At 41.0% G+C, this 12,872-nt stretch carries 8 protein-coding genes and 1 pseudogene; 4 read left to right on the forward strand and 5 right to left on the reverse strand.

All coding sequences use genetic code 11. From position 1 onward, the window contains the following. Window positions 1-83 precede the first annotated feature (83 nt). Window positions 84-1,646, forward strand: a complete 1,563-nt coding sequence (locus V7K32_RS14650) for a metallophosphoesterase family protein (RefSeq protein WP_334994350.1) — start codon at window positions 84-86, stop codon at window positions 1,644-1,646. A gap of 231 nt (window positions 1,647-1,877) precedes the next feature. Here V7K32_RS14650 and V7K32_RS14655 read toward each other — a convergent pair whose 3' ends face one another. The 4 genes from V7K32_RS14655 to V7K32_RS14670 form a co-directional block, all read right to left on the reverse strand. After that, window positions 1,878-2,285 (reverse strand): hypothetical protein, encoded by a 408-nt coding sequence (locus V7K32_RS14655; protein WP_334994352.1) that lies wholly within the window; start codon window positions 2,283-2,285, stop codon window positions 1,878-1,880. Window positions 2,286-2,726: 441 nt separating this feature from the next. Further along, entirely contained in the window at window positions 2,727-3,161 is a 435-nt protein-coding gene (locus V7K32_RS14660) for a CAAD domain-containing protein (RefSeq protein ID WP_334994354.1), read from the reverse strand. Between the two features lie 181 nt (window positions 3,162-3,342). After that, window positions 3,343-3,804, reverse strand: coding sequence for a BON domain-containing protein (locus V7K32_RS14665; RefSeq protein WP_334994356.1), 462 nt, complete (start codon window positions 3,802-3,804; stop codon window positions 3,343-3,345). A 148-nt stretch (window positions 3,805-3,952) separates the two neighbouring features. After that, on the reverse strand, window positions 3,953-5,329 hold the full coding sequence (locus V7K32_RS14670; protein WP_334994358.1) for a histidine kinase: 1,377 nt from the start codon (window positions 5,327-5,329) through the stop codon (window positions 3,953-3,955). Window positions 5,330-5,887: 558 nt separating this feature from the next. Between V7K32_RS14670 and V7K32_RS14675 the strand changes: the two genes are divergently transcribed. Together V7K32_RS14675 and V7K32_RS14680 are read left to right on the forward strand one after the other, a co-directional pair. Next, the gene (locus V7K32_RS14675; RefSeq protein ID WP_334994360.1) at window positions 5,888-9,007 is read left to right on the forward strand and encodes an MFS transporter; all 3,120 of its coding nucleotides are present in this window, start codon (window positions 5,888-5,890) and stop codon (window positions 9,005-9,007) included. A gap of 664 nt (window positions 9,008-9,671) precedes the next feature. Continuing rightward, complete coding sequence (locus V7K32_RS14680; protein ID WP_334994362.1) at window positions 9,672-10,370, forward strand: calcium-binding protein; 699 nt, start codon at window positions 9,672-9,674, stop codon at window positions 10,368-10,370. A gap of 446 nt (window positions 10,371-10,816) precedes the next feature. Here V7K32_RS14680 and tnpA read toward each other — a convergent pair whose 3' ends face one another. Continuing rightward, complete coding sequence (tnpA, locus tag V7K32_RS14685; protein WP_334994364.1) at window positions 10,817-11,230, reverse strand: IS200/IS605 family transposase; 414 nt, start codon at window positions 11,228-11,230, stop codon at window positions 10,817-10,819. Between the two features lie 66 nt (window positions 11,231-11,296). On the opposite strand from tnpA, the pseudogene V7K32_RS14690 reads away from it, so the two are divergent. After that, a pseudogene (locus V7K32_RS14690) lies at window positions 11,297-12,743 on the forward strand (RNA-guided endonuclease InsQ/TnpB family protein). Window positions 12,744-12,872: the final 129 nt, after the last annotated feature.

Here is a 12,872-nt window from a genome sequence, read left to right on the forward strand (position 1 = left end):
TAGGGAAGTAAATTCTTCCTTGTCCTCCTCATCGCCCTCATCGCCCTGATCATCTCTTGTAAAAAACTCAGGAGTAGGTTGCATTGAAACTTGTATCTGATCCAGCGATCGCTAACAAAATTCGTAAAATGAATCAACGGGTACGGTGGCAAGATCCGTTAATTGCAGAACGGAACATCGACCAAACTCGGCTGGTGTTGCAGGATGGACAAACAGACAATTCTGAGTTCTCATTTTTAGTTGTAGGTGATAGTGGTTCCGGCAAACACCGGGGACACAACCCCCAGCGAAAGGTAGCTGAACTCATGTTGCCCCATCACAGCGAATCCCGTTTTATGCTGCATACGGGGGATGTGATCTATTTAGTGGGATCGAGTGAATACTATCAGCAAAACTTCATCCAGCCTTATCGAGAGTTTCTCTTGGGGGGAGAGCATCCCCGACAGATTGCTTATGACCAGATGATTTTTAAGCTGCCCATTTTACCTGTACCGGGTAATCACGATTACTATAACTTGCCGATTCTATTGAGCTTGGCTTCTCTGACAACATTACCCATTCGCCGCCTATTGCGATCGCGCTTAGACCTAGATGTAGGCTTGCATGGTTCAGGAACAGGTGAAGCCTACGCACGAGCATTTCTGGACTATCTTCAGGCGTTTCAGCTTCCAGGAGAGTTAAATAATCATTTAAATCAGTATTACACAGCTAAAACAGATACAGGTGATTGTCTGAGCTATCAACCTGGGCATTTTACCCGCCTTCCCAATCGCTACTACACTTTTCGCTATGGCGGTATTGATTTCTTTGCCTTGGATTCAAATACATTTAACGATCCACCGCCTCTACCTAAAACAAAACAAGGCGATGCCGATCGCAGAACTTTACAAAAACGTCGTGAAGATTTAGAGCAAGAAAAGCAACAAATCATTGAAATCTCAGCCAAGCTTCGTCCAGAAAACCCTATTGAGGCTGACCAATTAGACGACTACCACGCCAAGCTGTCACAGATTGAAGAAATTATTGTTGATATCGACAAGCAATTAGCTGCTGATAAAACAACCCTGACTGACACTGAACAACTAGACTGGCTCAAGCAAAAATTAATTGAATCTTGGAATAACTCTGAAGTTCGGGGAAGGGTGATTTATTTCCATCATCCACCTTATGTAACTGAAGCGACAAAATGGCAACAAGCACAAACTCTGATAATTCGCGATCGCCTTCGTGGCGTGCTGGATGCGGTAGCTAAAGAAATAGGTTCCCTAAATCAGGGGCGTCCTTTGATCGATTTAGTATTAAACGGTCACGCCCACTGCTTGGAACACCTGGAGACAATGGATACAGGACACGCTGATTCTCATATCCACTGGATTGTTTGTGGCGGTAGCGGCTTTAGTTTGCGCCGCCAACGGATTGAGGGAGCAGATTTGATGGAGACTTTTGGAAATGAAAATAGATTAGTGGCGCGATCGCATCTGTTCATTGGTCGCAATGGTCAAGGTTTTCAGAAGCGACGACCTTACTCAGGTTTACGTATTGACGTTAAAGGCGAAGGCCATCCCAAGTTCATTATCCATCCCTTGGTTGCCGAATGGTATCAGCGACAATGGCACGATCGTGAACTTGAACCGTTGATTATCTAGCAGTCTGTCCCAAAAGTTTTCAGAGGTTGGTGGTGTTCAGATCCCCGACTTCTTGAAGAAGTCGGGGATCTCGCAGCCCTGCAAAATTAATGGGACAGACCACTAGTACTTCTCGAAATATTGGTCTCATAGCCCATAAATACAAGTAGAGACGCAATCATTGCATCTCTACAAAACACTTATTTAGCCTTCTCACCTGTAATTACACCCAGCAAAAAGAGATGATTGTAATTAAATTATTCCTGGGCCTCTACCGCGTGTATCACTATTTTCGGTCAACTTGCCTTCCTCGTCCTGATTAACTTCTCCGAGTTCTTCAACACGTTGGGCGGCTTCGGCTGCTGCTTGTTTGCGTGCATCACCCGGTTCTTCGTAGTACATTTCCGGTTCAACTGCATAGTTGTTTAACAAACCTTCTTTGTCCACGGTATATCCGTCAGTGGTGCGTATACTGTCTGGATCGGTTTGGTCATCGGTAGGTGCATCTGCCTCCCTTTCTTCTGTAGGGAGTGTTTTGTACAAATTTCCCTCTCTTTCGATCCGAGCAGCTGTTTCAGCTGGGATAATGCCGCGATCGTATGTATCTACTTCAGCTCTATCAGATGAATCTATACCTTGATTAACTGGTTCATTAGCCATAAATTATGTCCTCATTAAAGAATCTATTAAATAACCTCAAAGCCTAGATTAGGTTGTTTTTCATCTTCAATCTACTATCTTTAGAAGTGATTTAAAATTAAATATAATCTTATACTCTCTATCTTTTGATGTATTTAAAAGACTAATCTCAAGTCAGGCTCAATACATGTAATTTCCGTTCATCGTCTAAAACAAGCGTTGTAGCTGAAGTTGACAATGATAGCAATGAATATTATTGTGTCCCTAGTGCGTTTTGTATCCGAAATAAAATACAAAATTCCCGACTTGTCTAAGAAGTCGGGAATGTGAACATTTAGATTGTATATATGTAATTAGTGAACGATACAGACTAGTCTGGTAAGGCTAGTAAAGGTTGGCTTAAGCAAATTGTTAAAATTAGACCAACTTACGCCATAGTGTACTAGTTAATGGTTGATAAATTTATTCGCCTAAAAATTGGTTCTTCAGTGATTGAATTTCATCGGCTAATTCTTGCCGAGTTGAAGCCTTCAGTAGATAACGGGAAATAAACCAGGTGCCATAACTAATTCCAATTAATTCAAAAGTCGGTGATAGTAATGGAATATCATTGATTGTATCCAATACTGCTAATACTAGCTTGGCTGTAACAATCGCCGCCAAAATCAAACCAACTGTTGTTAGAGCCTGCTTGTAGTTGCTAAAAAACCTACCTAAATATTCGGGTAATTGTTCCAAAAATTGAGAAACTTGTCTGCTAATTTGCTGCAATTGAGATTCCGGTTCAGATGCTGGTGGTAACTTTGGCAAGTTTGCAGTATCTGTACCTTCAATTGCTAGCGTACCTTGTGAAAAGGAGGCATTGATGGATTCACGTTGCTGTTGTTCGGTTTCCATAATTTATATTTTCCGTAAGTAAAAACTTGTATAACTGTGAGCATCAATAAATATAATTATTCAGGTCATCAGTTGTCAATTCTTAGTAGTCAGTAATAAATATAACTGACCACTAAGATTGAGCAGGAGCATCTAAATTTATTTTTGCCTACCTACTCAGTTGAATTTGTTGTTAGCTGCTTTATTTTGTTGGAGGAATAACAGTTGCTTTAACAACTACAGTTTTGACACCTTTAATCTGTTTAGATAAAGGTTCAATTTTAGCTAACTCCTTCTGATTGTTCACAGTTCCTGCGACAGTGACAATCCCATCTTTTGTTGCATCAACTGTTAGTTGACCCTTGGGTATGTTAGCTTCTAACTTGGAGCGAACTTCACTTGCTAGGTCGCCTGTAGCTCTTTGTGCATCGCCACCAGTTGTATTATTGCGCTGTTCGCGGGCGCGGATATCAGAATTAAGTTGTCTTTTGCGAACATCACTTTGAGCGTCTTGTTGAGAAGCTGTTGTTGTTTGTGCAGTCGGTGATGATGGAGCTTCGTTAGGATTATTGGGTGCAGATTCACTTGTTTTAGAAGCGTTATCACAAGCAGCAACACCAAAAATTAAAAGTGAACTAATTAAGAAGGGAGTTAGCTTTTGCATAGGTTTAATTCTGAATCGGAAAGTGAAACTTGTCGAGTGTGTGGATATTCACGGCAGAAGTAAGGAGCAAGTTTCTTAAGTTAGGAGCAAATTTATCTTCTTGCTCCTTAAATTAAAGCAAATTAGTGTGAGTGACAACTACCTAGAGTTAGAGTGTTTCATCACGCCGGTCAATAATGACTACAGCAGGATCGTCTCCATGAAGACCTGTTGAATAATTGGTGCGATCGCTATTGACAACTGCTGGAGCACTATTCACAACTGGTGTTTCGTGATGCGTTACTCGATCTAAACCTGGGCGATGTTCGGCTAAATCAGTACCATCATAAATAGCAAATTCTTGAATGCCTCTACGATTGAGAATGGGTTCAGCTTTGCGAATTTCAGCTTCGGTACCATCGATAATTACCAAATAGTCGCCTCTTTGGAACCGATCGCTATAAACTCGCGCCTTGTCTTCAGGAATTCCCAAGCCAACGAGTCCGCCAACAATACCGCCAGCTGCTGCACCAATCGCACCGCCAGCTACTGTTGATGCTAAAGCCGTCGCTGCTGCACCACCTGCAATCACAGGCCCGATTCCAGGAATTGCTAAAGTTCCCAGACCAACTAATAAGCCAGTTAAGCCGCCTACGACTCCACCTGTAGCTGCTCCAGCTTTTACACCATCGTCTGCTTTATTACCTGAAGCGACATTTTTATCTACATCTACACCAGCGATCCCCTGACCCTTTGCATCTTTGGCTATGATGGAGACTGTATTTAAGGGAAAACCTGCATCTCGTAATTCTGTAATTGCTGCTTCTGCATCTCGGCGATGAGAAAAGACTCCAATCGCGCGTTTTGCAACACCACTATTAGCCACATTAGAAGTTGGAGGGACATAATCAGCAGTTGCATTTCTAGGATCTGGGTTGTTATAAATGCCAACATCAGCCATATTAGAAGTTGGAGGCACATAATCAGCAGTTACCCTTTTAGCATCTGGGTTCTCATAAATGCCAAACTCTTCGACACCACTCTGATGTAGAACTGCTTCTGCTCTGGCGATTTCTGTATCTGTGCCATCTAGGATGACTAAATAGTGTCCCCGTTTTACGCGTTCGTCGTAAACTCTGGCTCGTTCTTCGGGAATTCCTAAACCAACTAATGCACCAAGCAAACTACCAGCTACTGCACCAATACCAGCGCCAGCCAGAGTAGTAGCTAAGGTTGTTGCTGCGGCTCCAGCCAGCATAATTGGCCCGAGTCCAGGAATTGCCAAAGTACCAAGACCGACTAATAAGCCAGTCAATCCGCCCAAAGCGCCACCTGTAGCTGCTCCGACTTTAGCGCCTTCGTCAGATTTATCACCCACGCGATCGCGTACTTCAGCCCCAGCAATATCATCTTTGTCTCCATCCTGGGTGATGACAGAGACTCTGTTCATGTCAAAACCAACTTTTTTTAATTCATGTAGGGCATGTTCAACATCTCGACGATGAGAAAATACACCTACACCACGTTTATGTACACCTACAACCATTAGTCTTTCTCCTCAGCAAAAATTAATTATTTACTAATTTATAGCTCCTAACCACCTTATTAATACATCTTTGTGTTTATATTTCATCAATCGCTTGGAAGAAATTTTATCTCTATCATTAGACATACGTGCCTGTATCTAAAGATAGGAACAAATTTAAATAATCAAATAATTTATGCTTGATGTAAATTAGATGTTGATTATTTAATTTATCAAAACAATCTCTAAAATTAATATTTTAAAATTAGCTAAATTTCTATTAATAACCTATCTATTAAATTTAATCTTTAATAAAAATATCTATCTATGTATTAATTTAAACTTTTGGTGGCATTTTTTACTATTACAAAATGAAAGAATTTTCTCAAAAAAATTAATATAAAATCACCAAACTTTACATTATTTTCTTTAGTAAAAAGATTTATTTTTTGTAAGATACGACTTTTGACAAGCAAACTTATTACCTAAGAAAGTGTCAGCTTATCTAACAGGTAAGTAAATTGATAAATAGATCATTTTACCAATGGTTATTTAATTGACTGCAAGTGAGAAGATACTATGTTTCAAGGTGTTTTAACTAGTTGGGGATGGAACTGGCTATCTTTTGGATTAGCGCCAATAATAGCTAAGGAGGCACTAACTCCAGAAGAAGCATCAGTTCTTTTTTCTGGACCTAAATTCTTGGTAGCATTGGTGGCTGGAGTTTTAATGGCATTTGCCTTTCAATTATTATTGACTAACTTTTCAGTCGCTGTAGGAATTTCATCTTGGGAAATTGACTCAGATTCTGATGATGAGTCAGAAAGTTTGGGTAGTAAAATTCGTTCAGTTCAAACCAAAATTGGTGCTTGGGCGTTACTAACCGTTAGTATTGCATTATTTATTGCTTGTTTTCTAGCGGTAAAACTTAGCTTAATCGAAAGCCAATTTCTAGGTTCAATTATCGGTGTAGTAATCTGGGCTACCTATTTCTCACTGGTAATTTGGTTTGGTTCATCAGCAGTCGGTTCTTTTATTGGTTCTATCGCTAGTACTGTCACTTCTGGGTTTCAAACTTTGATGGGTACAGCAACTGCTGGTATCAGTGCTAATACTGCGAAAAAACAGTTAGTTTCTACTGTTGAAGATATTACAGCCGCAGTCCGACGAGAATTAACTTCAGGTTTTAATCCCGAAGATATTAGAAATACACTGCAAAGTTCTTTAGGCTCTCTGCAATTACCAAAGCTTGATATCGCAGAAATTCGTAACCAATTTGACCAGCTTCTTAAAGATACAGATTTGCAATCTGTTGCGAATAACGATTTATTGCAAAACATAAATCGTCAAACATTTGTTGATTTAATTAGCAGTCGCACAGATTTATCTCAAGAAGATATCAACCGCATAGCTGACCAATTTGAAGGAGCTTGGCAACAAGCTTTAAATCCGAGCAATTCCACAGAACAAGTAATTAATTTACTTAAGTCTGCAACACCTGAAGAATTGAATTCAGAGCAATTAGGTGAACGCCTTCAACAACTGGTTACAGTCGGAGCTGGAAACGGCAATGGTGTAATCAAGCAAGCTATTCGATATGGCTTGAGTGCGGCTGTACCAGCAGTGCTAAATCAGACCAACCTTTCCAATATTGATATCAACAAAATTACTAATCAGTTGCAAAAACTGAAAGGAAAAATTCAAGATGTCGATGTCAATCAAATCACGGAACAATTACAAAAGCTTAGAGAACAAGCAACTGAGCAAGTATCTGCAAGCTTGCCCATATCACCCGAAAACACAATTAAGGCAGATGTAGAAGATTACATATTGAATTCCTTTCCTTGGCATTTTAACCGCATTACCTTAAAAGATGAATTTAAAGAACTCATCTATGACGTTAATGCAGATCCGACAACTGTGAGACGGGAATTGGAAGAAATAAATCAAGAATATTTCGCCAATTTGCTGAAGCAACGAGGTGATATCAGTGAAGCTAGGGTGAAAGAAATTTCCGAACAAATGGAAAGCGATCGCTCGGAAGTTTTAGAAACTGTAAAACAAGCCCAAGGGCGAGAAAAAGGGCAAGATTTCCGCAGCCGCATTGAAGATTATCTGCGTTCGACGGGGAAAGAAGAACTCAACCCTGAAGGTATTGAACGCGACTTTAAGAAGTTGGTAGAAGATCCAGAAGCTGGGTTTGAAGATTTAAGCGATCGCTTCGGGCAATTCGACCGCGATACTTATGTACAATTGTTGCAACAGCGTCAAGATATCAGCGAAGAGGAAGCTAATAATATTGTTAGTCAACTCGAAAGCAACCGTGATAATTTCTTAAATCGTGCAAGAGAACTGCAAGAACAAGCAAAAGCTAAAGCAGATGAACTGCGCCAAAGAGTTGAAGATTATTTGCGGAATACTAACAAAGATGAACTCAATCCCGAAAGTATTAAACGTGAGTTTAGAATTTTGTTAGACGATCCCCAAGCTGGAATTAGCCTTTTGACTTCGCGCTTATCGCAATTCGATCGGGATACATTAGTACAATTGCTCAGTCAGCGTCAAGATTTGAGCGAAGAACAGATAAACCAAACTCTCGATCAGATTGAAGCAGTCCGAAATAGTATTTTGCAAGTACCGCAGCAAGCCAGAGAACAGTACGAAAAAACTACAAAAGCGGTTGCTGAATATCTCCGCAATACCAACTTAGAAGAACTTGATCCCGAAGGTATCAAGAGCGATTTGGAAAAATTACTCGATGATCCCAAAGCAGGAGCCTTAGCACTGCGCGATCGCTTATCTAATGTCGATCGAGAAACCTTGGTTAAACTCGTGAGTCAACGAGGAGACTTGAGCCAAGAGCAAGTTAATCAGATAATCGATCAAGCACAAGATGCGATCGCTAGTATTGTGAGAGCGCCACGACGTTTAGCCAAGCGGACTGCTCAACAAGCTTTAGATTTTGAAGCCAATCTGGAAGAATATCTGCGTAACACTAACAAAGAAGAACTCAACCCAGAAGCAATTAAACGCGATTTGCAATTGCTGCTGTCTTCTCCCCGCGCTGGAATTGGAAGTTTAAGCGATCGCGCCTCCAAATTGGATCGTTCGACAATTGTGGCGCTCTTATCCCAACGGGAAGACATTTCAGAAGAAGAGGCTAACCGGATTGTGGATCAAATTGAGTCGGTTCGCACCTCCATTGTCGAACAATTCCAGCAAATCCAGCAAAGAGTCCAATCGGTGCTTGATGGAGTTTTTGCTAAAGTTCGTAACTATCTCAACTCGCTGGATCGTTCCGAACTCAACTATGAAGGTATTAAGCAAGACTTTGCAAAAGTCTTCGACGATCCCCAAGCCGGATTTGAAGCATTGCGCGATCGCCTCAGTCAATTTGATCGTGATACCCTAGTTGCTGTCATCAGTTCTCGTGAGGATATTTCCCAAGAGGATGCTAATAGGATAATCGACCAAATAGAAGCGGCGCGAGATGGCGTACTACAACGAGCCGAACGCATTCAACAAGAAACACAAAAGCGTCTGAAAGCGATCCAACAACAAGCTAAAAAGCAAGCTGAAGAAACCAAAAAAACCGTTGCAAATGCTGCTTGGTGGTTATTGGGGACAGCACTGACTTCGCTCTGTGCCAGTGCGATCGCCGGAGCAGTAGCCGTTACAGGGTTACCTCTACCTCGTTAAAATTCATCAGAAATTTATAATAAAAAGTGGTAATTAATGTAATGCCACTTTTTTTTATAAATAAAACAAACTACCCCCAGAGTACTATCATGACTTTATTCTTCCTACATATATTACAAAACCCTATCTAAGCAAAGGTTTCAGATTTTTTTGTGGGCGAGAGGAACAAAAGAGGATTAATTATTATTTCTTATAGATCCAAAAAAGTAGCCTTGAGGGTAATATCATAATCTTGTGATTGTGAATACAGTAAAAACATCGTAAATAGCTATGCGATTCTGTACTATAAAATCTGCTTGTTCCCTAGCAGCCTAGTACTTGTAACCACTGAATACATAAAGCACAAGGATATAGAAATGACCCTTGGCACGATTTTGATGCCAAACTCATCAACATATACAGTGCTTCTAAAATCTTTGGACTTAACAGAAAAATCTGTTCCAAGTCAAGTGTGGTTCAGTTATCTCTTATCACTCGTTATTTCTTTACCTTATTTTCTCGGCATTGTTGAATAAAAGTGTGAAATTCAAAAGTTTAATGTTTGAAACTATTTCCTTTGCACCTTGGGGGTAAAGGAAATTCATACTCTTAATCAGCAACACCGTTTTCTGATGGTGAAGTGACGAGGTAATTTCTACCCTCTAAACTCAGGAGAAGCTAATTTATGGCAATCTTTCCCGATCTCACTGGCATTATTCCCAACAACAACATTACCGTCAGTCTTCCTAACAACTCTGTCCAAGTCAGCGGTAGTGGTAACAAGGTGATTAACGGCACTAATGGCAACGATGTCTTTGTCACTGGTAGTGGCAACGATCGCATCGATGGCGGTGGTGGCAACGATGTCATTACTGCTGGTAATGGCAACAATACCCTTATCGGTGGTGCTGGCAACGATGTCCTTACCAGTGGTAGTGGTAGGGATAGTCTCGTTGGCGGTGGTGGCAACGATGTCCTTACTGCTGGTGCTGGCAACGATACCCTTCTCGGTGGTGCTGGCAACGATCGCCTCGTTGGCGCTAGTGGGACTGATATTCTGACTGGAGGATCGGGTAACGATACTTTCCAGTTCAACTCAGTTTCAGATAGTCCTGCTGGTTCTTCACGGGATGTTATCACTGACTTTTTTGGAAACGGTAAGTTGCCAGGTGATGTAATCGATCTATCTAATATCGACGCCAACTCCACTATCAGGGGCAACCAAACCTTCACTTTCATTGGGGCTGCCGCATTCACCGGCGCAGGTCAGGTTCGTTATTCAGGAGGTATTCTTCAAGCTAACACTGATGGAAATCTATCGGCTAACTTGGAGATTCGATTGGCAGGCGCACCACAAGTAGTGGCAAGCGACATTGTTCTTTAATTTAATAGACCTGCCTGGAAAATAAGGCACGAGGCAGAATTCTAATAATTTAACAGTCGTAGGGAGAGGTAAGCTGAATTTACCTCTTCCTTTTATATTTATTATTGTTACGCAAATTGATTTCTGTATTTAGGGGAATTGACAAAATGCACTAGTCTTTAACTTAATACAGTTCGTTTCAGATAGGTTCTGCTGAGAGTTATAAAAGAAATTTCCTTATTATTTATTATGAGGTTTAAATCTCACCCCCAACCCCTCTTTGTGAGTTCGGAGAGGGGAGATAAAGCACAGCTTTATCGGGGTGAGGTTAAGCGCTATCGGAAAGATGCTGAGAACCCCCGAAGATGTAACTTGTAGCCGGGGGATGAAAGCTAGCTGTCTGATTTATCAGACATTTTAGCGAAATGCGCCCACCGGGGAGTATCCCCGTGGGACACTTTCGCGTTTTAATTAGTTTTTTGATTCTCAATATATTTTCTCACAACTTCTGTACTCGCTGCACCAGTAGAAGCCACAAAATAACTAGGACTCCAAAGAGAAGGAAGTTTTTTTAGATGTGGAAATTCACGTCTTAAATGATGAGATGCTCGTCCTTTAATCCACCTTGCTACTTCCGCAGGTGATTCATGAGTCGGAACATTCAGAAAACAGTGGACATGATCAGGCATTATCTCTAAAGCGACAAGTTTCCACCCATGCTCGATAACTAACTCCAATATAATCTCTTGTAAACGCTGTGCTACCTCTTTGATTAGCACGGCTTTTCGCCGTTTTGGAACAAATACAAAATGGTAGTTCAGGGATGAAACTGAGCCACTCGTGCGCCTGTATTCGTAGTCTGATGGTGATAGTTTAGCCACTAAATAAATGTTGTTGGCTTATGTTCTGACAACAATTATAGTAAGACATATAGGAGGTAAAAACAAGTGTATAAAACCTGTTCAATTAGAGCTAAATTTAATGATGAAGAAACAATTTTTTGGCTAAACCAGTGTGAGAATGCTAATAGCTTGATAAATTGTGCATTGTATGAAACCAAGAAAATTCATTACGCCAAACTACAAGAAAATGGCAATGCTTTTACTACTTATTGGCGTGGTGATGATTTACGTAGTGGGTGGAAAACTTATAAATGCAGCACAACTTATCCTGAATTAGATTTGATTCAAAAGCCGAATGTGCATTACAAAGCAATGGCGGCTCAATCTGCACAACAAACATTAAAGTCGGTTGGTGAGTCGATTACAGCTTATAACGGATTGGTAAAAGCTTACTACAACGGTGAGGTCGATAAACCATCTTTGCCTAAATATCGTAAGAGGGGAGGGCTAGCGGCTGTTACATTTCCACGTCAAGCTTTAAGCTTCTTTGAAGGTTACTTTAAGCCTTCAATTAGTAAAGAAAGCAAACCAGAATTACTGACTGAGATTAGATTATATCTCCCAAAATTTATTGATTCTGATTGGGTTAAGGAAGTAACGGTACGTCCAAACTTCGGGCAATTATGGATTGATTGGGTAATTTATGATGGCAAGGAGCCGATAGAAAGCAATCCCAAATTAGATTACACACAAGCGTGGAGTTTTGACCACGGAGGATCTAATTGGGTAACAGGCGTTTCAACCCGTGGTAAAAGTTTAATTATTGATGGTCGCAAACTCAGATCATTGAATCAAGGTTATTCTCGTTTGGTTGCCAAATATAAGCAAGGAAAATCAGATTTTTACTGGGACTCCAACCTTGATAGGGTGCAGCGCAAACGGAATAATCAAATGCGAGATGCGATTAACAAAGCTGCTAGATTTATTGTTAATCAATGTCTAAATGACCGAGTAGGCAACATTATTATTGGATGGAATGCAGGGCAAAAGCAAAACGCCAACATGGGTAAACGCAATAATCAAAACTTCGTGGTTATTCCGACTAGCCGATTAATTGAGAGGTTAAAGCAACTCTGTCCTGAGTACGGTATTACTTTGACAATTACTGAGGAGGCATATACAAGCAAGGCATCTTTTCTTGATTGCGACTCCCTACCCAAGCACGGTGAGGCAGCGCGGTCTTTGGGGTCTCCCCCAGGAGTGACTACCGAACCGCGAAGCGGCGAAAAGCCCCAAGGGTGGAAAGCTTCAGGGAAAAGAATAGAACGAGGATTGTACAAAAGTCGTGATGGCTTTGTTGTTAACGCAGATTGCAATGGCAGCGCCAACATCATGAGAAAAGTAGCCACACATCTAGGATTAGACCTAGCCGAGGTGGGTAGGGCATCTTTGACAAGTGCCACAGCGAATTGATTTGTTCAAGAGATTAAATAAATCATATCGCAAACGTTGCGTAGTGGGTCTTTTAGACCCCGTAGCAACATCAGTTTAGAATCCTCCGGCTTCTAGCCGGGGGAGATGTCAAAGCAACAGAAGCACATCTGAGAAATAGAGAATTACCAATGCTTGCTAAGGTTTGATCGCGCCACGTATACATGAGAAAATCAGGTAATACAATCGC

It is taken from the genome of Nostoc sp., from assembly GCF_036917635.1.
Taxonomy (GTDB): domain Bacteria; phylum Cyanobacteriota; class Cyanobacteriia; order Cyanobacteriales; family Nostocaceae; genus Nostoc.

Coding starts and splice junctions, on each gene's coding strand:
- V7K32_RS14665 (WP_334994356.1), bottom strand. CDS start 3,804: ATGCAAAAGCTAACTCCCTTCTTAATTAGTTCACTTTTAATTTTTGGT.
- V7K32_RS14655 (WP_334994352.1), bottom strand. CDS start 2,285: ATGGCTAATGAACCAGTTAATCAAGGTATAGATTCATCTGATAGAGCT.
- V7K32_RS14680 (WP_334994362.1), top strand. CDS start 9,672: ATGGCAATCTTTCCCGATCTCACTGGCATTATTCCCAACAACAACATT.
- V7K32_RS14675 (WP_334994360.1), top strand. CDS start 5,888: ATGTTTCAAGGTGTTTTAACTAGTTGGGGATGGAACTGGCTATCTTTT.
- V7K32_RS14660 (WP_334994354.1), bottom strand. CDS start 3,161: ATGGAAACCGAACAACAGCAACGTGAATCCATCAATGCCTCCTTTTCA.
- V7K32_RS14670 (WP_334994358.1), bottom strand. CDS start 5,329: ATGGTTGTAGGTGTACATAAACGTGGTGTAGGTGTATTTTCTCATCGT.